This window comes from Bilophila wadsworthia ATCC 49260 (assembly GCF_000701705.1).
Lineage (GTDB): Bacteria > Desulfobacterota > Desulfovibrionia > Desulfovibrionales > Desulfovibrionaceae > Bilophila > Bilophila wadsworthia.
The window spans coordinates 1-21,263 of sequence record NZ_JNJP01000064.1; the positions used below are offsets into that span (position 1 = coordinate 1).

Genomic DNA, 21,263 nt, shown 5'->3' on the forward strand with positions numbered 1-21,263 from the left:
CCCTCTTCAGAAGGGTTCCCTCTCCCTTCCCCCGGTGGGCTCGCCCCAACCCCCGCCCCCATCCCCACCTCGCAGCTCGACATCGCGGTGGCCCTCGCGCACAGCGGGGCTCTGCTGCCCGTGCTGCACCACCTGCCCCGCAAGGACTGCAACATTTCGCTCGGCTACCCGCTTGAACGCTCGCTCCTGTTCCGCCTGCTGGAAACCGTGCTCGACGCCCGCAACCGCCGCCAGCCCAACGGCACGACCCACTGGAAAACGCTTGCGGATCTCGTCCGCCACCCGTACCTGCGCCTGCTTGAGGCCAACGGCATTTCCCTGCGCGACATCTTCCAAAACATGGAAACCCGCCTCCGCAACGGCAGCCGGCACGCCGACGCCCATGCCGTCGCCGAAGGGGCTGCGGACGACTTCTTCGCCGCCTCCTCCCTGCCCAACGTGGCGGAGGCCATGCCCGCCATCCGGGAACTGCTCAACCGGATCTTGCGGGATACCGTGGACACTTGGGCAAGAGTCCATACCCTCGGCGGACTCGCGGACGCGCTTTCCGGCCTGTGCGACACACTGCTTGTCTATGGAAGCGGCAACGACGAGGACGGCGCGGGCAACGGCAAGGCCGACATCTGGTCGCGTTTCCCCATCGATGCGGAATGCCTGTTCCGCCTCATGCAGCGCGTCATCCCCGCCCTCAAGGACAACGGCATGGCCGACACGCCGCTGCCGTGGCCTCTGATGCAGGCCATGCTGCTGGAACTCGTGCGTGCCGAGCGCGTCCCCTTCGAAGCCGACCCCCTGACCGGCCTGCAAGTGCTCGGTATGCTGGAAACACGCCTCTTGCGCTTCTCGCGGGTGTTCCTCGTGGACGTCACCGACGACAGGCTTCCCGGCGCGCCGATCCGCAGCCCGCTCCTGCCGGACAGCCTGCGCGCCCTTCTCGGCCTGCCAGACACCCGCAACCGCGAACAGCTCGCGGCCTACACCTTCCACCGGCTCATCGCCGGGGCCGATGAGGTCTGGCTCTACTGGCAGGAAGGCGTGGAAACCTCCGGCCTGTTCGACGGCAAAAAGCAGCGCAGCCGCCTTGTGGAGGAACTCATCTGGCAGGAGGAGCAAGCCCGCGGGCAACGTCTGAAGCCGGGGCGCGAACCGCTCCGCACGGCGGCCCTTGATGTCCGCCCGCCGGTCAGGGTACGCAAGGTCGTCCCCAAGACCCCGGCTATCCGGGAGCAAATAGCCGCATCGCTCAAGCATCCTCTGTCCGCTACCCGGCTGGACGCCTACCTGACCTGCCCGCTGCGGTATTATTATGAGCGGCTGTGCGCCATCGCACCCATCGACGAGGTGAACGAAGACGACGATCCGGCGGCCGTGGGCGTGCTTCTGCATAACGTGCTCCGCGATTTCTACGCTCCCGCCGTGGGCAAGACCGTACGCCGCGACGCGCAATCGGGCGATCCCGAGTTGCCGTTCCTCGACGAAAAAGCCTTGCGCGCCCTGTTCCGCACGGCCCTCGACGCCTCGGGGCTGGAGGCCGCCCTGCCGCCGGAGAGCGCGGCCATGCTTTCCGTCACCGGGCCGGAGCGCCTGGGCATGTTCCTGCGCGCCCAGCCGGAACAGACGGAAGTGCTTTCCCTGGAAGAGGAATACGATGCCGAAATCCGGGTGGGGGGCCGCATCAGACGGCTTACCGGCAATCTCGACCGTGTGGACTGGCGCGAACAGGAAGACCCAGAAGGCGCGATCGACGAAGGGGCGGTCATCCTCGACTACAAGACGGGCCGCATCAAGGCGCTGCGCCCGGACATCTGGGCCGACGACGCCTTTTGGGATGCGCTGGATCCGGAAAAAGCCGCCGAAGCCGCTTCCGAGCCAGACCCCGAACATGATTTTTTGCCAATAATGGCACAGCGTATTCCCACAGTGCAATTGCTGTATTATTGTTATTTGTATGGGCAGGCTACGGGCAAGCCCGTGCTCGACGCGGCGTTCGTCGCCCTTGGCGAAGACGGCGGGGAGCGGCCCCTTTTCGGGAAGGGCATGACCATTGAGGAACGGGAGCGGGCGTTGTCGCTCATTCCCCGCCTCATCGGGTTCATCCTCCTGCATATGGAGCTTTGCCCGGAATTTCGCCCACGGGAAGGGGCACATTGCCGCTGGTGTTCCTGGCGGAACGTGTGTATCATATCTTCCCAACAATAGATTCGGGTATTAGAAGCAGGGAGGCATTCCTATTCCCGCTTGCGTACCCATAACTCCATAAGAGACCTCTAGGAGGTTCTTCATGTCTTTTCCCACTCTGAACATAGGCGACCTCATCGCTAAAACTCCGATCGTCCAAGGCGGCATGGGCGTTGGTATTTCTCTTTCCAGGCTCGCTTCCGCCGTGGCCAACGAAGGCGGCATCGGCGTCATCGCCGGAGCCATGATTGGGATGAAAGAGCCCGATGTGGCCAGCAATCCCCTTGAAGCCAACCTCCGCGCCCTCCGCCGCGAAATCGAAAAAGCCCGTGAAGCCACGCAGGGCATCATCGGCGTGAACATCATGGTCGCCCTGACCACCTTCGCCGAAATGGTCCGCACCTCCATCGAAGCCAAGGCCGACGTGATCTTCTCCGGCGCCGGGCTGCCGATGGACCTGCCCAAGATTTTCAATGAAACGTGCGAACGCAAAAAGGAAGAGTTCAAGACCAAGCTCGTGCCCATCATCTCTTCCGGCCGCGCCGCCACCCTCATCGCCCGCAAATGGATGGCCAGCACCGGCTACATGCCCGACGCCTTCGTGGTGGAAGGCCCCAAGGCCGGCGGGCATCTCGGCTTCAGCCCCGAACACATCGTTGATCCCAACTACGCCCTCGAACAGCTTGTCCCGCAGGTCGTGGAAGCGGTGAAGCCGCTTGAAGACAAGGCCGGGCGCGCGATCCCGGTCATCGCCGCCGGCGGCGTGTACACGGGCGAAGACATCAAGAAGTACATGGATCTCGGCGCGTCCGGCGTCCAGATGGGTACCCGTTTCGTCGCCACCTACGAGTGCGACGCCGACGACCGCTTCAAGCAGGCCTACATCGACGCCAAACAGGAAGACGTGACCATCATCAAGAGCCCGGTGGGGATGCCCGGCCGCGCGCTCGTGAACAACTTCATCGATTCCATGCGTGACGGCGGCAAGAAGCCGTTCAAGTGCATCTTCCATTGCGTGAAGACCTGCGAGCAGGAAAAGACCCCCTATTGCATCGCCGCCGCCCTCATCAACGCCATGAAGGGCAACCTTGAGCGCGGGTTCGCCTTCTGCGGCGAAAACGTCTCCCGCGTCAACAACATCGTTTCCGTACACGACCTGATTTCCTCGCTGCAGCGCGAGTTCGACGCCATCATCAACAAGCCCGCTGCGGCCACCGTGAAGGCGTAAGGCCTCCGGCGGCAAGGGGGCTTCCCGCCCCCTTGCCCCCCGTCCGGGAGGCGAGCCGCCCCCGGACCCCGCATCGCCCCTTACGAAAGTCTTTGAAGATGAGAAGGAGGGGGTCGGGGGAGGGGGAGAAGGAACTTTCTACAGAAAGTTCCTTCTCCCCCTCCCCCGATTCGCTCAGCCCCACCCTTTCATAGCCTGCGCCAGATTGTCGACCCAAATATCCATAAACCCCTGATACTCCATCATCCCCCGAAGAACGGGAACACAGGCGATGCCCTCGGCCTCGAGCCGGGAGCGCCACGAATGTTCCGAATCCCCAGCCATGTCTTCAAGCGTATGCCGCCCCACGACGGCGAGCAGGGGCAGCAGCCAGACACGATCGAACGGACGCCCGGAAGCCCGCAGATGCTCCACGATGTGCTCAAGGCGGATGGTCCCGTTCAGCGTGCCCATGAGCACAAGGGGATCCCGTTCCCGCACAGCCGCGGCAAGGGCCTCGTAGCGGCTCTCCGCGGCGTGGCGGCTCCCGTGGCCCATGAACAGCACAGGCTCGCCGGGGGCGCGTCCGGAAGGAAGCTCGGCGAGCAGGGCGCGCGCGGCGCGATCCACCGATGCCTGCGACTCCGTCAGCAAAGGCGCGCCCACCACAAGCGACGCGAACGTCCCGTCGGCACGCAGCTCGTCCGCATCCGACACGATGTCCCCGTATTCAAGGCCGGGAATGACATGCACCGGCTGAACCGCCACATGGGTAAATTTTTCAAAAGCCATTTTCTTCAATGCCTTGTGAACGGAATCCGATTTTTTCCGTTCGCTGGCCAGCCGTTCCCGCATGAGCATGGACGTAAAGGCCCAACGCACCGACACATCAGGAAAAGCCTTACGGACTTGCGCATCGAAACGCCGGAGCGTCGACTCCCCCTGAGAACTGCCCGAACCAAACGCTGCAAGAAGGATGCCTCTTTTCATCGTTATAGCGTACAAAAAGTTGTACCCTCCTTTTTCACCTTACATGACAAGTGGATAAAACGAACGGCTCTCCAGCGTGCGTTGACGCGTTTCAACGCGGCTGGTACCCTGAGCGCCTTATACATTTATGGAGAAAACCCGTGAGTACTCCTGTCGCTCTCGTTCTTGGCGGACACGGCCTTCTGGGCCAGCCTCTGGCGCAGCAGCTTGCCGGAAACGGCTGGGAGGCGCAATCGCTGGATTTTGAAGACTGCAATCTCCTGAATCCCGTAGAACTCCAGCCGCGCATCGAATTCATCAACCCTGACGTCATTTTCAATACCGTAAGCTGGAACACGGAAAACCCTGCTGAAAAACAGCCACAAGAAGCCCTCTCTGTCAACCGCGGCCTTCCGGCCTTCCTCGGCGGGCTGGTCAAAGGCACGTCCAGATTCCTCGTCCACTACAGCTCGGATCAGGTTTTCAACGGCCGCAAGGACTCCCCTTACACCGAGGAGGACAAGGCCGATCCGATCTCCCTGTGCGGCAAGAGCCGCCTTGCCGGTGAACAGGCCCTGCTTGAGCTCAACGCCGACAACATCTGCATCATCCGTACGGGCTGGCTGTTCGGCCCGGATGGGGACAGCTTCCTGAAACGCCTCCTCGGGCGGGCCAAGACCGAAGGGACCGTGGAGGTCATCCACGATCAGATCGGTTCTCCGACGTACGCGAAGGATCTGGCGCAGGCCACGCTCCAGCTTGTCAAGCTCCGGGCCCCCGGACTGTACCATGTGGCGAACTCGGGCCAGGCCACCTGGTGCGAGCTGGCGGCGGAAGCCGTGCGCCAGGCCAGCCTGCCCTGCTCCGTGCGGGCCGTCGCAAGCTCGGACAAGACGCTCCGCGCAAACTATGAGGTGCTTTCCTCCGCAAAGTATACGGCCCTCACCGGATGTCCCATGCGTCCCTGGTCTCAGGCCCTGCGGGAATACATCTACTCGGTCCTTCTTGCCTCCCAATAACCGCCGCGGATATGCCATGACCAGCCATCTGCTCAAGACGCTGCGCGAAGTCCTTATGGATGCAGTGCATGTAAGCTTCGATTTTTTCAAGGTGCTTATTCCGATCAGCATCGCCATGAAGATCCTTGCCGAGCTGGACTGGATCCGCTATCTGGCCCTGCCTCTCGAGCCCGTCATGCAGCTGACCGGGCTCCCCGCCGATCTGGGCATCGCGTGGGCCACGGGCATCATGGTCAATTTCTATTCGGCGCTGATCGTCTTCATCGGCCTGCTGCCCGGACTGCCGTCGCTGACCACGGAGCAGGTCACGACGCTTGCGGTCATGATGCTCATCGCGCACAGCATCCCCGCCGAAGGGCGCATCGCGGCCCAGTGCGGCGTGTCGTTCATCGGCCAGGCCGTCATCCGGCTCGTGGTCGCCATCATCGGCGGGGTCATCGTGCATACGTCCTGCCAGGCGTTCGGCTGGCTGGATACGCCCGCCCGCATCGTCTTTACCCCTTCGCCGGACGTCAACCTGCTCTGGTGGGCGCTCGGGGAAGTCCGGAACCTCGTCAGCATCTTCTGCGTGATTTTCTTCGTCATGCTGCTCCAGCGGTTCCTGCGCTATCTCAAGGTCGCGGATCTGGTAGGACGGGCGCTCGCCCCGGCCCTGCGGGTACTCGGTATGCGCCCCGCCGCCGCGACGGCCATGATCGTCGGCGTGATCACGGGCATCGTCTACGCCAGCGGCGTCATCCTCAAGGAAGTCCGCAGCGGCGAGATGTCCCGGCACGACGTGTTTTCCTGCATGACCCTGATGGGGCTCGCGCACGCCATCATTGAGGATACCTGCCTCATGCTGCTCATCGGCGCGCACATCGGAGGGATTTTCTTTCTGCGCCTGGCGCTGGCCTTCGTCACCTGCGCCGTGATCAACATCCTGTACCTCCGGTTCCGGGGTGACGCACGGGAGCCGGAAACCGCCCCCAACGAGGTTTCATGAAAACAATCTGGATCAATGCCGGAGAGCTTTCCGGCGATATGCAGGCCGCCGCGCTGCTGACGGCCCTGCGCGAACGCGAGCCCGAACTCGCCGCCATCGGCATGGGAGGCCCGAATCTGGCCCGTGCCGGGCAAAAGAACCTGTTCCGCGTGGAGTCGCTTTCGGTCATGGGGATCATGGAAGTCCTGACCGCCCTGCCCCGCGCCCTCCACATGCTTTCGCAGATCAAAAAGGAAATGGCCCGGCTGCGGCCCGATGCCGTCGTGCTGGTGGACGCCCCGGAATTCAATTTCCGGGTGGCGAAGATCGCGCACGGCCTCGGGATTCCGGTCTACTATTTCATCCCGCCGAAAATATGGGCGTGGCGCACGGGACGCGTCCGCTTCCTCCAGCGCTACGTCAAACGGCTGTTCTGCATCCTGCCCTTTGAGCCCGCTTTTTACGCCAAACACGGCGTACAGGTTGATTATATTGGCAATCCGCTCGTCGATATGGTGAATTGGCCCGAGTTGAAAAAAATCGAGCCCATAAAGGGCCGTATCGGGCTGATGCCGGGGAGCCGCCGCAAGGAAGTGGAAGCGCTTCTGCCGGAGTTTGGGAAAGCCGCCCGCATCTTGCTGCAACAGGGCCGGGACGTGACCTTCCACTGCCTGCGCGCGCCGAACATGCCCGAAGAAAAACTCCGGGCGCTCTGGCCGTCCGACGTGCCCGTCGCCTTTGACGCGCCGGAGGACCGCTACACGGCCATGCGGCGCTGCGGATGCATGTTGGCGGCCTCGGGCACGGCGACGCTGGAAACGGCACTGGCGGGCGTCCCCACTGTCGTCAGCTACCGGGTCGCACCGTTTTCCGCGTTGGTCGGGCGTCTGCTGATTAAGGTCAAATGGGTCAGCCTGACCAACCTGATCATGCAAAAAGAACTCTTTCCCGAGCTGTTGCAGGAGCGCGCCACAGGCGAAATGATGGCCTCCCAATTGGCCGCGTGGCTGGATATCCCCCCGCAAATCGAAGCCGTCCGCGCCGAACTTGCGGAACTCCGCCGCCGTTGCGGAGAGCCCGGCAGCGCCGCCCGCGCCGCCGAAAAGCTGCTTGAGGCTCTCAAAGAAAGCTGACCTGCAAAAAGAAAAGTATTACGCGGTCAAAGGATTGCGCTCTCTGCAAGAAGTCCGTATCAAAACGGCTCCGTGCCGAAGACCTGATATTTTCCTCCTTCACACGGAAAAGACGCACCCCTGACATCCATGCGGACACATCGCCTGCGTTTCCCTGTTGCTCCGGGAGACGGATCATGAAGGCAAACCCTTTCAGCCCCGCCCGCCATCGGCCCTTACGAACGTTTTAGGGAGGATAGGGGTGGGGTTTTGGGAGGGGCAGGAGCAGCTTTTCCAAAAGGTACTCCTGCCCCTCCCCCAAAAGGAACTCCAATGACATCAAAAGAGAACAAGCAGGGCCTGTTCGACTCGCTGGGGCGCGCCAGCGTCATGGGCCTGCACATGGTTTCGGGCATCATCGTCGGTTGCCTCCTCGGGTACTGGCTGGACAAATGGTTCGGAACCTATCCGTGGTGCGCCGGCGTGGGCCTTATCGTGGGCATCGGCGCGGGATTCCGCAATATCTGGCTGGACGCGCGCATATTGCTCCGCCAAGGGGAACAGGACGATGCAGGCAAAAAGCGGCAAAAATAACGGCCCGTTCCATTGGCTGGAGAAGAGGCTGTGGCGGAGCGGCGTGCAGGACCCCACGATCCGGGAAATCCTGTGCTGGCAGATCAGCGTCATTGCCTTGTCCCTGCTTTTCGGCGCGGTGCTCTGGCCCTTTCACCCGGCGGGGGCGTGGATCTTCTGGTTTGGCTTCGGAGCGCTGCTCTCCGCATGGAATTTTTTTGCCTTAATAAAATTTGTTCCTAAAGTAATCTCGGCTGGTTGGAGCAAAAGCAGCCTTTTTGCCCTTCTCCTCCGCACGAACATGAGACTTTTATTTACCGGAATTTTGTTGTACATGGTTCTGGTATGGTTTAAGGGCTCTATCTCTGCGGTACTGTTGGGGCTTGCCGTGCTTCTCGTCGGGATGACCGCGGGAGGGCTGAAAAAGGCATTGAAAAAGCCGGTCTGACAGGCTACAGAGAGCCCGCGCAAGCCGCATCTTTGTTTCATCAGGTTTCTACAGCCGATTATCGAACCGATTCCGGTCGGCATGAAAACAGGCGTGTTCGCCACTCTCGGGGACGCCTCTTTTCGGACGCATCGTACGCGTAAATGACATTTGAAGGAGCGCACACATGGCAGGCGGACTTCCTGAGCCGATTCTCATCTCCGAACTGGTTCATCTGGATCATATCACCATCGCTGGGCAGACGGTGGAATTCAGGCACGTCTTCTATACGTGGATGGCCATGCTCATCCTTTTTGTCGTCGGCTGGCTTGTGCGCCGCAATATTTCGTTGATCCCCGGCAAGATGCAGAACATCTTCGAGTCGATCATAGGCGGGCTTGAGGACTTCACCGTCACCAACATGGGCGAGGACGGACGCAAGGTTTTCCCCGTGCTCGGCGGCCTGTTCCTCTTCATCGCCGTACAGAACATACTCGGCCTCATCCCCGCCTGTGACGCCCCGACCGCCAACATCAACACCAACATCGGCATGGCCCTGTTCGTGTTCCTGTACTACAACTATCAGGGCATCAAGCGCTGGCACGGCCACTACATCCACCACTTCATGGGCCCCATGCTCCCGCTGGCGCCGTTCATGATGATCCTTGAATTCATTTCGCACCTCGCCCGCCCGCTGTCGCTGACGCTCCGTCTTTTCGGCAACATCCGCGGCGAAGAAATCGTGCTCCTGCTCTTCTTCCTCATGGCGCCGCTCGTGAGCACGCTGCCCATCTACTTCCTGTTCCTGCTCGCCAAGGTATTGCAGGCCTTCATCTTCTACATGCTGGCCCTCATCTACCTCAAGGGAGCTATGGAACCGGCCCACTAAGGGGCCACACCTCTCGGGGGAAATGGTCTTTTTGACCAACACAATACAACCGCTCAAGGAGCAACATACATGCGCAAGATTCTTGTGACCCTGCTCAGCACCGTGGCCATGATGGGCATCGCCAGCCTCGCTTTCGCCGCCGACGGCGCTCCCGTGAAACTGGATTCCGCCTCTCTCGGCCTCGCCATCTTCGGCTGCGCCATCGGCATGGCCGTCGCCGCCGCCGGTTGCGGTATCGGTCAGGGCCTCGGTCTGAAGAGCGCCTGCGAAGGCATCGCCCGCAACCCTGACGCCGCCGGCAAGATTCAGGTCAGCCTTATCCTCGGCCTCGCCTTCGTGGAATCCCTGGCCATTTACTCCCTCGTGGTGAACCTGATCATCCTGTTCGCCAACCCCTTCATCTAAATAAGCAAGCGGCTTATCCCCGGCGGGTCCTCGGCCCGCCGGGGTTTCCGGGGAGGGACCGGCAACGCCGTTCTCTCCCCCTGTTTTTTTCATCTTTAGCAATGCGATACCACTATGCTCTCATTGAAAAGCGAACGTATTCCCAGAGCCACCATTCGTCGCCTTGCCGTGTACGTTCAAGTGCTCGAAAGTATGCAGCGCAACGGCGTGGAGGTCATCTCCTCCGGCCCGCTCGCTGAAGCGTGCGACGTGAACGCATCTCAGGTGCGCAAGGACCTTGCCTATTTTGGCGAATTCGGTGTGCGTGGCGTAGGGTACAACGTAGCCAGCCTCATCGCCGCCATCAAAGCTTCCCTTGGCGTTGACCGCGAATGGCGCGCCGCGCTGATCGGGGTGGGCAACCTCGGCCGCGCGCTGCTGCACCATGCCGAATTCAAGGCCCGCGGCTTCAACATCGTGGGGGCCTTCGACTGCGATCCGTTCAAGATCGGCGAGCAGGTCTATGGGCTGGAAGTCACGTGTACGAGCGACCTGAAGTCCGCCGTGGACGCCAAGGGCATTGAAATCGGGATCATCACCACGCCGCCGGAACGCGCGCAGCGCGCGGCCGACCATCTGGTCGAAGCGGGCGTATGCGGTATCCTGAATTTCGCGGGGGCCCGGATCCACGTGCCTGAAAAGGTCGTCGTGGAGTATGTGGACTTCTTCCACTATCTCTACGCCCTTGCCTTCAGCATCACCGGCAGCGAACACCGCTCCAAGTAGTCCCGGAGAGGGGCAAACGCCCCGCTCCGAACCGGCCCTGATACTGTACTGTCAGCCCCGCCGTTTTCGCGGATCGGGGGTCGGGGCTTTCGTCGTTTTTTCGTCTTTCCCAAAGGTCTTCCATGCCCCGCCTCAAGCTGACGATAGCCTACGTAGGCACCCAGTATCACGGCTGGCAGACGCAGGCCCGCAAAAACGCCTCCCCCCTGCCCACCATTCAGAACATCATTGAGGACGCCGTGGCTCACGTGCTCGGCGAGCGCGTCCATGTGCACGGTGCAGGACGGACCGACGCGGGCGTTCACGCCGAAGCGCAGGTCGCTCACCTCGATGTCCCCGAATCGCGTGCCCGTATGGACTGGCAGCTGGCCCTCAATACGCTCCTGCCGCGCGACATACGCATTGCGGACGCCGTTCTTGTGCCCGACACGTTCCACGCACAGCACAGTGCCGTCCGCAAGACCTACGAATACCGCCTCTGGCTCTCCAAACGCTACACGCCGCCGCAGCTCTTTCCTTTCGTCTGGGCCTGCGGCCCTGTGGATGTGGAGCGTATGGACGAGGGGAGCCGCTACCTCCTTGGCAAGCGGGACTTCGCCAGCCTGAAAAACGCCGGGACGGATCTCCGCACAACGGTGCGTACCATCCTGTCCATCACCCGCACCCCCGAGGGCCCGCTCCCCGAAGGCTGCCTCGAACTGACCTGGCGCTTTGAAGCGGACGGCTTTCTCAAACAGATGGTCCGCAATACCATGGGGCTGCTCGTCGCTGTCGGGCGGGGCAAGCTGGAACCGGCGGACATTCCCGGCATCCTCGACGCCTGCGATCGCCGGATAGCTCCCCTCACGGCTCCGGCCTGCGGTCTGACTATGAAAAAAGTATGGTATGACGACATGTTCCCACTTGCTGCTTCCGGGCACGAAGGCGCTTGAATATTAAGAGATTCTACGATAGCGTCTAGTCAATATTCTTCACAAGGAGCCGCGTATGCCTCAGGTCGCAGCACGCATCAACGAGCAGCAGGAACGCTGGTTGAAGGACTACTTCCGCACAAAGAGTGCGGGGGCCGAATTCATTCTGCCGTGGGCGGTAGACACGTTTTTCCGCGCGATCACGACCATCAAAGGCACATTTACCGGACCGGAACTCAAAACCATTCTTGAAGCTCACCGTGATCAGCGTCTGCTCCCCGCGCATACCCGCCTCTCCTATCTTCTCCTGCGCGTTGCCGATCTGTGCGAGCAAACCGACTTCCATTCCCGTTACGGCGCGAGCCGCACCAGCCTTGAAGCCAAGCTGAAACGCCTGGACGACACCGAAGCCACGGCCCTTATGGTTTGGGCTTCGGCCTTCTGGGTAAGCCGCAATTGCTCGGCGGCGAACATGGATGACTACATAGCTTCCTATTAAGCCCTCCATGCCCGTTTCCCTGTCAGGATACGCCCCGCACGCTCGAAAGGCCGGGGCGTTTTTTATTGAGATCTTACTGGCGGGGGGAAGAGGAAATGTTCTGGAGAAAGGTTCCCCTTCCCTCACCACCCTCCACTCATCCCGCTTCAACGGTTTTTGACTTTATGGGATCCCCTGTTTCAGTCGGAGGTATGCCCGGATTGACTCCATTGATCGGAATAACCCGACGGGGTACACTGGGGAATCTCGAAAGAGCCTATCAAGGCGGCGTGGAGGAAAACGGATACGGGAAAATCTCCGTTGGCCAGCCTCCGCCGCTCAACATTTTGGGGACAGAGCAATGGAACCAACGCATTTTCTCCATTATTCCCTCTTTCCATTCAGGAACGCATCATGAAGACAGTCTATAGCGTATGCGGCATGTGCGGGACACGGTGCCCGGTTGCCGTCGGAGTCGAAAACGGCGAAGCGGTCTGGATTCAGGGCAATCCCCACTCGGCCACGGGTTCGACATTGTGTCCTCGCGGCATCGCGGCGCTCGCGCTGGAAAAGGATTCCGAGCGCCCGCAGTCGCCCCTGATGCGCGTGGGGGCCCGCGGAGGGCACAAGTGGCGCGCCGTCCGCTGGGAAGAAGCGCTCGATGCCGTAGCCGGCAAGCTCCGCGCCATACGGGATCAATACGGCCCCGAAAGCGTCATGTTCTCGCACCGTGGCGGCCCGTTTACGGATCTCTACAAGGCCTTCGCACGCGGCCTCGGTACGCCTAATATCTACAGCCACAGCGTCACCTGCACCCGCAACGTGGATCAGGCCTGCGCATCCGTTTTGGGGCTGGATCGCGGACGCCTCGTCATTGACTACCGGGAGTCGAAACACATCGTGCTCCAGAGCCGCAACGCGCTGGAGGCCCTGAACCTTGCGGAAGTCGCGGGCATCACCGCAGCGCGGGCCAACGGCTGCAAGGTGACGGTCATGGACGTCCGCGCCACCGTCAGCGCCGCCAAAGCGGACACCTTTTTCTTCGTCCGCCCCGGCACCGATTACGCCATGAACCTTGCGGTGCTGCACGTGCTGATTTCGGAAAAGCTTTATGATCCCCATATGCTGCCGTATATCGACGGCTTCGGGGAACTGGAGGAGCGCGTCCGCCCCTGTACGCCGGAGTGGGCGGAAACCGAAACCGGGATCAAGGCCGACCGCATCGTCAGGCTGGCGCGTGAATTGGCTGAGGCCGCCCCCCGTGTCCTCTGGTACCCGGGCTGGTTCACGGCCCGGTATGCTGACAGTTTCGTCACCGTGCGCAGCGCCTACCTCATCAACGCCCTGCTCGGCTCCATCGGCGCGCGCGGCGGTATGCCCATCAGCCTTTCCCCCAAGGAAACGGGGAAACGGCTGCGGCCTCTCTCGGCGCTCTACCCCAATATCACCAAGCCGATGGCGGACAAGGCCGACTGGCAGCAGCCCGGCCTGCTCCACCGGGCCTTCGACGCCGCCGTGACCGGCGATCCGTATCCGGTCCGCGCCTATATCTCGATGCGCCACAACATCCTGTCTTCGCTGCCCGATCCGGATACGCTGCGCAGCAAGCTGGACAAGCTCGACCTTATCGTCGCCATCACCACCACGTGGTCGCCCACGGCGGACTATGCCGACATCGTGCTGCCGCTCTCCCCGGCCTTGTCCCGGGAAAGCATTCTGGCCTCCAAACTGGGGCTGAAGCCGCAGTTCTTCCGCCGCCAGCGCGCCGTGCAGCCGCGTTTCGACACGCGCGCCGACTGGGAGATCCTGTGCGGCCTCGCCTCGCGCCTCGGGCTTGACAAACTCGCCTTCTCACGCATTGAGGATATATGGAACTACCAGCTTGAAGGTACGGGGCTCGGCATAGAGGCGTTCGACGCAACCGGCTTTGTGCCGCTCGCGTCCGCTCCGCGCTGGAAAACCCTTGCGGAAACCACGTTGCCCACGCCTTCCGGCAAGATAGAGGCCCGCAGCCGCTTATGGGCCGCATCCGGGCACGACACCCTGCCGCCCTACACGGCACCGGAGCGGCCTGCCGCGCCCGACCAGTTCCGCGTCATTCCCGGCCGGGCGGCATTGCATACGCAGGCCAGCACGACGAACAACCCCCTGCTGTCCGAACTCGCGCCCACCAATACGTTATGGATCCACACGGAACGGGCCCAGGCCCTTGGCATTGCCGATGGCGACTGGGTTGAAGTGTGTACAGCCACAGGCCCCGTTGGCCGGTTACGCGCTAAGGTAACCACGGGCATCCACCCCGAGGCCGTCTTCATGCTGCACGGCTTTGGCAGGAAAACGCCTCAAGAAACGCGGGCCTTCGGCAAGGGCGTGGCCGACGAAGCCTGCATGAGCAGCGGGCTGGAGCATGAAGATCCGCTCGGCGGGGGGCTGGCCCTTCAAAAGCACTTCGTAACGATCCGAAAAGCCGAAGAAACGAACTGAACCGGCCCTCAAGAATGGACGTTCCCCTGTACCCGCTGCGGGGGACGCCGCATCAGCAAACAATCGCCGGATGCAAGGCATCCGAGTGAGGCACTATGAGCATATATCGCCTTGTCGTTGATCAAGATCGCTGCATCGCCTGCCATGCCTGTGAAGCCAGCTGCAAGGCGGCCCATGACAGCGCACCGGGCATTTCCCTCGGAACGCTGCTTGTCGATGGCCCCCGCTTTGAAGACGCCGCGGAAGAAGCAACGCCGATCATCGTCAAACATGCACGGCCGGAAGCGCCCGCACCGCTTGCGGCGGACGGAGAGCCCCGGGTTGTGCTTCATACCCGCTACCGGGCCTGCGTACAGTGCCCTCAGCCGCGCTGTGTGGAAGTCTGCCCCAAAGAGGCGCTTATCCGCCGGGAGAGCGACGGGATCGTCTTCATACGGGAAGAAGCGTGCGTCGGCTGCGGGGCGTGCCAGAAAGCCTGCCCGCATCACCTGATCTGGGTTGATCCCCGCAAAAGGAAATCCGTCAAATGCGATCAATGCAAAGACCGCCTCGATGCCGGGCTGGATACCGCCTGCGTCACCGTCTGCCCCACAGGCGCACTGAAGCTCGTAAGGAAAGAAAGGCCGGGCCGATAGGCATTGCAGGCGGCTGGCTCATCACGCGGATTTCCCCCTCAAAGAGCGCCGCTTGCCCTGTCCTCCTTGCGAATGGTATTTGCCTGTTTCAATTTTAAGGGAAGGTTTTGCATATGGCATCACGGAAAGGTATCCTGCTGGCGGGCGGTTCCGGTACGCGGCTTCACCCCCTCACGCTCAGCGTCAGCAAGCAGCTGTTGCCGGTCTACAATAAGCCGATGATCTATTATCCGTTGTCGGTTCTCCTTCTGGCGGGCATCCGTGAGGTTGCCATCATCACCACGCCAGACGACGGCTGGCAGTTCCGCAAACTTCTCGGGGACGGCAGCCAATGGGGATGCTCCTTTGAGTACATCACACAGCCGAAGCCGGAAGGTATCGCTCAAGCGTTCCTCCTTGCCGCTGATTTCATCCAGAGAAGCCACTCCTGCCTGATCCTTGGGGACAATATTTTCTTCGGCAACGGCCTCGAAGATCTCCTCATCAGCGCCCGGGAGCAGGAAGAGGGCGCGACCGTCTTCGGGTATCACGTCAGCGATCCCGAGCGTTACGGCGTGGTCGAGTTCGATCAGGATATGAAAGTCCGCTCCCTCGAGGAGAAACCCCAACATCCCAAATCCAGCTACGCCGTGGCCGGGCTTTATTTTTATGATCAGGACGTCGTGGACATTACACGTGAAATCAAGCCCTCCCCCCGGGGCGAACTGGAAATCACGGACGTCAACAAGGCCTATCTCGACGCGGGGAAACTGCATGTGGGGCTGATGGGGCGCGGCATCGCGTGGTTGGACACCGGCACCCACGATTCGCTCATGGCGGCGGGCACGTTTGTGCAGGCTATCGAAACCCGGCAGGGCCTCAAAGTTTCCTGCATTGAGGAAATCGCTTGGCGTAAGGGCTACATCTCGACGGAGCAGCTCATGAAGCTGGCGGCCCCGCTGCAAAAATCCGGTTATGGGGACTACCTCATGACCCTGCCCGAACGCGTCGCCGAGTCATGGAAATAACCCCGCAGCCCAGTACGGCCTGAGGGATGGGGGAGGCGCACCCCTTCACAAGGTGCGTACCTCGGCTGCACCCCGCCGGGTATGGATTCGGCGTGTCCGCCGATTGCTCCCGCTTCACAAAAGGCTCCCAGAGGAAACGCCGAGGAAATATCGCATGGATGAAAGAACATTGCCGCATCTGCGCGTAGCCATTATCCATTACTGGCTTACGGGTATGCGCGGCGGAGAAAAAGTCGTCGAAGCCTTGTGCAGGATTTTTCCACAGGCGGATATCTACACGCATGTCGTACGCCCCGAGGCGCTCTCCGAAACCATTACGTCCCACCCGATCCATACGACATTTATCCAAAAGCTTCCGGGAAGCGTGCGGCATTACCAGAAATACCTTCCCCTGATGCCGCTTGCGTTGGAGCAGCTGGATCTGCGCGGCTATGATCTCGTCATTTCCAGCGAGTCCGGGCCCGCCAAAGGGGTCATCACCCGGGCCGACACGCCGCACATCTGCTATTGCCATTCTCCCATGCGCTATCTCTGGGATTTTTATCAAGACTATCTGGAATCCGCCGGAGCGGTGACGCGTCTGCTCATGCGCCCGCTGTTCCATCGGCTGCGGCTGTGGGATTATGCCTCGGCGCAACGCGTCGATCACGTTATCGCAAACTCGCGCACCGTGGCGCGCCGGGTCAAGCGCTGGTGGGGAAAGGAGGCCGCCGTCATCCATCCCCCCGTTGACATCTCACGTTTCTCCAGCCCCCACATGGCGGGCCTTCAAAGTGTCCCCGGCACCCCAGAGCCCGGCAGCTACTATCTCTGCCTCAGCGAACTGGTGAGCTACAAGCGTGTGGATCTGGCGGTGGAGGCGTGTACCCGTACCGGGCGGCGGCTTGTCGTTGCGGGGGATGGCCCGGAGCGGAAGCGCCTGGAAAGCATTGCCGGGCCGAACGTCAGTTTTGTGGGCCGCGTGGACAATGCGGCGCTCCCCGCCCTCTATGCGGGCTGTAAGGCTTTCCTGTTCCCCGGCGAAGAGGATTTTGGGATCACGCCTCTTGAGGCTATGGCCGCCGGACGCCCCGTTATCGCATACGGCAGGGGCGGGGTCTTGGACAGTGTGGCGGACGGAGAGACCGGGATCTTTTTTGAACGGCAGACGGCTGACGCCTTAACCGAGGCGCTCGACGCCTATGAAGCCTCCACAGAACAAACGTGGGTACACGATAAGCTGAAAAGGCAGGCGGAAAGCTTTTCCGAGGAGATCTTTCGGAAGAAGATGATTGCGTTCATCGCGGACGTCCTTGAAAACAAGGTATGACAATTCACGTCCCGCGGACTGCAACGCCGTAGTTTCCCAACTCATGGCCATTTTGCCTTTTTCCCGAAAAAGACGCGAAAACATCCGTGTTTCACTATCCCGGCACTTTCAGCCGCCGTTGCGCGCGAACGGGGAATGCTCTTGGAGGCTGGCGCTCCTCGACGCATTCCCCGCTCTCAGTTCCCATACTTTTTGAAACCGCCCATCTTGCGCGCCGGCTTACGTGAGCCGCCCGCAGCTTCGTACAGCCTACCGCCCGCTATAATTCGTTTCGAGCCATTGGCGATATTCCCCGCTTTGAATGTTCTCCACCCACGCGGCATTCTCAAGATACCAGCCCACCGTTTCCCGAAGCCCTTCCTCAAAACGACGGCGCGGAACCCAGCCGATCTCCTGTTCGATCTTCGCGGCGTCAATGGCGTAGCGCAAATCATGGCCCGGCCTGTCCGCCACAAAGGTTATCTGCTTTTCATAGGGGGCCGCTGTGGGGCGGAGCTTGTCAAGAATGCGGCAAATGCTCCGGACGACATCGATATTGGCCCGCTCGGAGTGCCCGCCGATATTGTAGCACTCTCCCGGCGCCCCTTTTTCCAAGACGGCAACGATGGCCTCGCAGTGGTCTTCCACATGCAGCCAGTCGCGGATGTTCTCCCCGGTGCCGTAAATGGGCAGCGGCTTTCCGGACAGCGCGTTCAGGATGACCAAGGGAATGAGTTTCTCCGGAAACTGGCGCGGGCCGTAATTATTGGAGCAATTCGTGATGAGCGTGGGGAGCCCATAGGTTTCGTGATAGGCCCTCACGAAATGATCGCTGGACGCCTTGGATGCCGAATAGGGGCTGTTCGGCGCATACGGGGTGGTCTCCGTGAAGGCGGGCTCGCCGGGGCGGAGCGTTCCGTATACCTCATCCGTGGAAACGTGCAGGAAACGGAAAGCGTTCCGCCTTTCTTCGGACAGCTCTTTCCACCATTCCAATACGCCGCGCAGGAGGGTGCAGGTTCCGAGGACATTGGTGCGGACAAACGCATCCGGGTCATGGATGGAGCGATCCACATGGCTCTCAGCGGCAAAATTGATGACCGCATCGGGCTGGTAATGGTGCAGCAACTGGCGGACGAGCAGCGCATCCCCAATATCGCCCCTGACAAAAATATGCTCGGCATCCCCATCAAGAGACGCCAAATTACCGATGTTGCCGGAATAGGTGAGCTTGTCGAGGTTGACGACCCGCTCCCCCGCAGTGCGCCGGGACAGCACATAGCAGGAACCGATAAACCCCGCGCCTCCGGTTACAAGAACTGTCTTCATTCGGATACCTTCCAGACACGTTTGGGAAATACATCAAATGCCCGCAACGGCCTCATTGCCAAGATGATGGAGGAAATTTCCCCCGACGATGCACCACATCCGGCTCTTGACTTCTTTTCAGGATACAGAACACTCCCCCAAAACGAACCGCCTCTGCCCCCGAAGGATACGCGGACGGGACATATCGGGAAAAGATGTGTACAGCCCCAATTCAAAGACAACGAGGCTGGGACAGGCAGCGTTCCCTTTGCCTCGCCTAAAGCCTCCAGTAGGCCATGCCTTCGGCTTGCACGGCACTGGGCGAGAGACAGCCCTTCACATCCAGCAGGAGGGCCTTATCGGGCACGGCAAACCGTGCGTGCAGGGCTGCCGGTTCCAGAACGCCGTTTTCGGCGTAGGCCTTGTGCGGCACGGCCAGAATCAGCGCGTCCAGATTGGCGAGCTCATCCAGCGCCGCGAAAGAGAGGCCATATTCATGGCGTACTTCCCCAGCGTCAGCCAGCGGATCGTGTACCAGCACATCGACGCCGTATTCCTGCAATTCGCGGATCACGTCGATAACCCGGGTGTTCCGCAAGTCCGGCACGTTTTCCTTGAACGTAAAGCCAAGGATGCCCACACGGGCCGCATTGACCAGCCGCCCCTGCCGGATCAGCAGTTTGACGCAGGTTTCCGCCACATGCTTGCCCATGCCGTCGTTGATGCGCCGCCCGGCCAGAATGACCTGCGGATGGCAGCCGAGTTCCTCGGCCTTGAAGGTCAGGTAGTACGGATCGACGCCGATGCAGTGCCCGCCGACCAGCCCCGGACGGAACGGCAGGAAGTTCCACTTGGTCCCGGCCGCTTCCAGCACATCCAGCGTATCAATGCCGAGCCGGTCAAAAATGATGGACAGCTCATTCATAAGCGCGATGTTCAGGTCGCGCTGCGTGTTCTCGATGACCTTGGCGGCTTCCGCGACCTTGATGCTGGGGGCACGGTGGATGCCCGCGCGCACGACCGTCCCGTACAGATCCGCCAGCAGATCCAGCGTCGGCGCGTCGCTTCCGGAAACAATCTTCTTGATGGTTTCAAGCGTATGCACCTTGTCGCCGGGGTTGATCCGCTCCGGAGAATAGCCCACCGTGAAGTCGGCTCCGCACCGCAGGCCGGATTCGGCCTCAAGGATCGGGACGCAGACCTCTTCGGTCACGCCCGGATAGACCGTGGACTCGTACACGACGACCGCGCCACGGGACAAATGCCGCCCCACAGTCCGGGAAGCCCCTTCCACCGGGGACAAGTCCGGATTCCTGTGCTCGTCGATCGGCGTCGGAACCGCCACAATGATGACGCCCGCCTCGCGGAGTGCCGCCGGATCGCTGGTGAAACGAGCCGTGGAAGCGTGCAGCGCCTCCGAGTCCACTTCGCCTGTCCGATCCGTGCCTGCGGAAAGCTCTTCCACGCGGGCGGCGTTCAAATCAAAACCGATCACGTTGAAATGCCGGGCAAAAGCGACGGCCAGCGGCAGGCCGACATACCCGAGGCCGACGACGGCCACCGAGTGCGCGCCCTGATGGAAAGACGCAATGGAAGGCAAAGAAACAGACATAGGCAGTCCCTAATACGTAAAAGGAAAGCGCAATACTCTGAAAAAAATAGCTTTAAGCTTTTTTCAGGCGTTCCGGAGCAAAAGCAATGATAAGGGCCCTGGCAAGCATCTTGGTGGCGTCCAGCAGCGGAACGCCGCGCAAATCGGGCTCCGTGAGCGCCAACGGGATTTCCGTACAGCCGAGGATCACGGCGTCGGCCCCCTGCTCCACCAGTTTTTCCGCCTCGGCAAGCAACGCCGCGCGCGCTTCCGGCGTCACCGGATTCGACTGGGCCTTGATGCCGTACGCAGTATTGCTGATGGCCTGCTGGACACGCTCGCGGCCTTCCTCATCCGGGAACAAAGGAACGAACCCCGCGGCGGAAAGGGCATCCTGATAGAGCCCGGTCGCGTAGGTCCCCTTGGTGCTCAGGACGCCTATCTTCCGGGCATGGGGCAGGCTCTCACGGATAAAGGCGACGACGGAATCGATCATATGGACGAAGCGCGTCTTCGGGGACGCCTCATGCAGCATGGCGACGGCTACATCCATGATCCGTGGGCTGTGCGCCGTATTGCAAGGCACGCCGATAACGGTGGCCCCGGCCTTCGCCATGCGCACCATGATTTCGCCGATGGCTTCGCCGGGATTTTCGTCCGTCTCCCCAAGCAGAAAGCGCGTTCTGTCGATGATATGTTCGGAAAGGGAATACTGGATCACGGACAGGTGTTCCTGATCGCAGTTCGCTTCGGTCTGATCAAAAATCTTGCGCATGAGGTCCAGACCGGCATACGGCCCCACCCCACCCAGAACACCTATGGCCCCGGTATCCGTTTTCATTGCGTTGCCCTCCAAAGGCTCAATCTTGCTGCGAGGCAGTTTAGCTGAGCTTGCATGAGGGGACAAGCTTTTTAGGGGGGTGGGAAATGTGGGGGAAGGGAGGAGGAACCTTTCTGGAGAAAGGTTCCTCCTCCCTTCCCCCACATTTCCCACCCCCCTAAAAAGCTTGTCCCCTCATGCAAGCTCAGCTAAACTGCCTCGCAGCAAGATTG

20 protein-coding genes are annotated in these 21,263 nt (G+C 61.2%); 16 read left to right on the forward strand and 4 right to left on the reverse strand.

The annotated features are described in order from the left end of the window. Positions 1 to 2,199 (forward strand): PD-(D/E)XK nuclease family protein (locus tag T370_RS0116520; RefSeq protein WP_029436367.1); only part of this gene is annotated, 2,199 nt, incomplete at its 5' end. A gap of 82 nt (positions 2,200 to 2,281) precedes the next feature. Further along, positions 2,282 to 3,406: an NAD(P)H-dependent flavin oxidoreductase gene (locus T370_RS0116525; RefSeq protein ID WP_005025007.1), complete on the forward strand. Its 1,125-nt coding sequence runs from the start codon at positions 2,282 to 2,284 to the stop codon at positions 3,404 to 3,406. Positions 3,407 to 3,580: 174 nt separating this feature from the next. Here T370_RS0116525 and T370_RS0116530 read toward each other — a convergent pair whose 3' ends face one another. Continuing rightward, on the reverse strand, positions 3,581 to 4,375 hold the full coding sequence (locus tag T370_RS0116530) for a sirohydrochlorin cobaltochelatase (protein WP_029436368.1): 795 nt from the start codon (positions 4,373 to 4,375) through the stop codon (positions 3,581 to 3,583). Between the two features lie 140 nt (positions 4,376 to 4,515). Here T370_RS0116530 and T370_RS0116535 point away from each other — a divergent pair, with 140 nt between their 5' ends. The 14 genes from T370_RS0116535 (at position 4,516) to T370_RS0116605 (ending at position 17,332) form a co-directional block, all read left to right on the forward strand. Continuing rightward, on the forward strand, positions 4,516 to 5,373 hold the full coding sequence (locus tag T370_RS0116535; protein WP_029436369.1) for an SDR family oxidoreductase: 858 nt from the start codon (positions 4,516 to 4,518) through the stop codon (positions 5,371 to 5,373). Between the two features lie 16 nt (positions 5,374 to 5,389). Continuing rightward, the gene (locus T370_RS0116540; RefSeq protein ID WP_029436370.1) at positions 5,390 to 6,358 is read left to right on the forward strand and encodes a nucleoside recognition domain-containing protein; all 969 of its coding nucleotides are present in this window, start codon (positions 5,390 to 5,392) and stop codon (positions 6,356 to 6,358) included. Further along, positions 6,355 to 7,470: a lipid-A-disaccharide synthase gene (lpxB, locus tag T370_RS0116545; protein ID WP_029436371.1), complete on the forward strand. Its 1,116-nt coding sequence runs from the start codon at positions 6,355 to 6,357 to the stop codon at positions 7,468 to 7,470. Before T370_RS0116540 ends, lpxB begins: the two co-directional genes overlap by 4 nt. A 312-nt stretch (positions 7,471 to 7,782) precedes the next feature. Then, positions 7,783 to 8,043, forward strand: a complete 261-nt coding sequence (locus tag T370_RS0116555; RefSeq protein WP_005024993.1) for an AtpZ/AtpI family protein — start codon at positions 7,783 to 7,785, stop codon at positions 8,041 to 8,043. Further along, a complete protein-coding gene (locus T370_RS0116560) occupies positions 8,018 to 8,470 on the forward strand; it encodes an ATP synthase subunit I (RefSeq protein ID WP_029436373.1) in 453 nt (150 codons plus the stop codon). Before T370_RS0116555 ends, T370_RS0116560 begins: the two co-directional genes overlap by 26 nt. 166 nt (positions 8,471 to 8,636) lie before the next feature. Continuing rightward, the gene (gene atpB, locus T370_RS0116565) at positions 8,637 to 9,338 is read left to right on the forward strand and encodes a F0F1 ATP synthase subunit A (protein ID WP_005024989.1); all 702 of its coding nucleotides are present in this window, start codon (positions 8,637 to 8,639) and stop codon (positions 9,336 to 9,338) included. Between the two features lie 69 nt (positions 9,339 to 9,407). Continuing rightward, the gene (atpE, locus tag T370_RS0116570) at positions 9,408 to 9,743 is read left to right on the forward strand and encodes an ATP synthase F0 subunit C (RefSeq protein WP_005024987.1); all 336 of its coding nucleotides are present in this window, start codon (positions 9,408 to 9,410) and stop codon (positions 9,741 to 9,743) included. A 114-nt stretch (positions 9,744 to 9,857) separates the two neighbouring features. After that, a complete protein-coding gene (locus tag T370_RS0116575; protein ID WP_005024985.1) occupies positions 9,858 to 10,508 on the forward strand; it encodes a redox-sensing transcriptional repressor Rex in 651 nt (216 codons plus the stop codon). Between the two features lie 122 nt (positions 10,509 to 10,630). Then, positions 10,631 to 11,440 (forward strand): tRNA pseudouridine(38-40) synthase TruA, encoded by an 810-nt coding sequence (gene truA / locus T370_RS0116580; protein WP_029436374.1) that lies wholly within the window; start codon positions 10,631 to 10,633, stop codon positions 11,438 to 11,440. Positions 11,441 to 11,495: 55 nt separating this feature from the next. Beyond that, positions 11,496 to 11,918, forward strand: a complete 423-nt coding sequence (locus tag T370_RS0116585; protein ID WP_005024981.1) for a hypothetical protein — start codon at positions 11,496 to 11,498, stop codon at positions 11,916 to 11,918. Between the two features lie 393 nt (positions 11,919 to 12,311). Beyond that, positions 12,312 to 14,381, forward strand: coding sequence for a molybdopterin-containing oxidoreductase family protein (locus T370_RS0116590; protein ID WP_005024980.1), 2,070 nt, complete (start codon positions 12,312 to 12,314; stop codon positions 14,379 to 14,381). Between the two features lie 95 nt (positions 14,382 to 14,476). Then, entirely contained in the window at positions 14,477 to 15,016 is a 540-nt protein-coding gene (locus tag T370_RS0116595; protein WP_005024978.1) for a 4Fe-4S dicluster domain-containing protein, read from the forward strand. 113 nt (positions 15,017 to 15,129) lie between these two features. Further along, entirely contained in the window at positions 15,130 to 16,023 is an 894-nt protein-coding gene (rfbA, locus tag T370_RS0116600) for a glucose-1-phosphate thymidylyltransferase RfbA (protein ID WP_029436375.1), read from the forward strand. 154 nt (positions 16,024 to 16,177) lie between these two features. After that, the gene (locus T370_RS0116605) at positions 16,178 to 17,332 is read left to right on the forward strand and encodes a glycosyltransferase (protein ID WP_029436376.1); all 1,155 of its coding nucleotides are present in this window, start codon (positions 16,178 to 16,180) and stop codon (positions 17,330 to 17,332) included. 249 nt (positions 17,333 to 17,581) lie between these two features. Here T370_RS0116605 and rfbB read toward each other — a convergent pair whose 3' ends face one another. The 3 genes from rfbB to T370_RS0116620 all read right to left on the reverse strand — a co-directional run bounded on the left by rfbB (position 17,582) and on the right by T370_RS0116620 (position 21,051). Beyond that, complete coding sequence (gene rfbB / locus T370_RS0116610) at positions 17,582 to 18,640, reverse strand: dTDP-glucose 4,6-dehydratase (RefSeq protein WP_005024973.1); 1,059 nt, start codon at positions 18,638 to 18,640, stop codon at positions 17,582 to 17,584. A gap of 256 nt (positions 18,641 to 18,896) precedes the next feature. After that, the gene (locus T370_RS0116615; RefSeq protein WP_029436377.1) at positions 18,897 to 20,231 is read right to left on the reverse strand and encodes a nucleotide sugar dehydrogenase; all 1,335 of its coding nucleotides are present in this window, start codon (positions 20,229 to 20,231) and stop codon (positions 18,897 to 18,899) included. A gap of 52 nt (positions 20,232 to 20,283) precedes the next feature. Further along, a complete protein-coding gene (locus T370_RS0116620; RefSeq protein WP_029436378.1) occupies positions 20,284 to 21,051 on the reverse strand; it encodes an aspartate/glutamate racemase family protein in 768 nt (255 codons plus the stop codon). Positions 21,052 to 21,263 lie beyond the last annotated feature (212 nt).

Coding starts and splice junctions, on each gene's coding strand:
- T370_RS0116525 (WP_005025007.1), top strand. CDS start 2,282: ATGTCTTTTCCCACTCTGAACATAGGCGACCTCATCGCTAAAACTCCG.
- T370_RS0116560 (WP_029436373.1), top strand. CDS start 8,018: ATGCAGGCAAAAAGCGGCAAAAATAACGGCCCGTTCCATTGGCTGGAG.
- truA (WP_029436374.1), top strand. CDS start 10,631: ATGCCCCGCCTCAAGCTGACGATAGCCTACGTAGGCACCCAGTATCAC.
- atpB (WP_005024989.1), top strand. CDS start 8,637: ATGGCAGGCGGACTTCCTGAGCCGATTCTCATCTCCGAACTGGTTCAT.
- T370_RS0116585 (WP_005024981.1), top strand. CDS start 11,496: ATGCCTCAGGTCGCAGCACGCATCAACGAGCAGCAGGAACGCTGGTTG.
- T370_RS0116555 (WP_005024993.1), top strand. CDS start 7,783: ATGACATCAAAAGAGAACAAGCAGGGCCTGTTCGACTCGCTGGGGCGC.
- T370_RS0116530 (WP_029436368.1), bottom strand. CDS start 4,375: ATGAAAAGAGGCATCCTTCTTGCAGCGTTTGGTTCGGGCAGTTCTCAG.
- rfbB (WP_005024973.1), bottom strand. CDS start 18,640: ATGAAGACAGTTCTTGTAACCGGAGGCGCGGGGTTTATCGGTTCCTGC.
- T370_RS0116605 (WP_029436376.1), top strand. CDS start 16,178: ATGGATGAAAGAACATTGCCGCATCTGCGCGTAGCCATTATCCATTAC.
- atpE (WP_005024987.1), top strand. CDS start 9,408: ATGCGCAAGATTCTTGTGACCCTGCTCAGCACCGTGGCCATGATGGGC.
- T370_RS0116590 (WP_005024980.1), top strand. CDS start 12,312: ATGAAGACAGTCTATAGCGTATGCGGCATGTGCGGGACACGGTGCCCG.
- rfbA (WP_029436375.1), top strand. CDS start 15,130: ATGGCATCACGGAAAGGTATCCTGCTGGCGGGCGGTTCCGGTACGCGG.
- T370_RS0116615 (WP_029436377.1), bottom strand. CDS start 20,231: ATGTCTGTTTCTTTGCCTTCCATTGCGTCTTTCCATCAGGGCGCGCAC.
- lpxB (WP_029436371.1), top strand. CDS start 6,355: ATGAAAACAATCTGGATCAATGCCGGAGAGCTTTCCGGCGATATGCAG.
- T370_RS0116540 (WP_029436370.1), top strand. CDS start 5,390: ATGACCAGCCATCTGCTCAAGACGCTGCGCGAAGTCCTTATGGATGCA.
- T370_RS0116595 (WP_005024978.1), top strand. CDS start 14,477: ATGAGCATATATCGCCTTGTCGTTGATCAAGATCGCTGCATCGCCTGC.
- T370_RS0116620 (WP_029436378.1), bottom strand. CDS start 21,051: ATGAAAACGGATACCGGGGCCATAGGTGTTCTGGGTGGGGTGGGGCCG.
- T370_RS0116575 (WP_005024985.1), top strand. CDS start 9,858: ATGCTCTCATTGAAAAGCGAACGTATTCCCAGAGCCACCATTCGTCGC.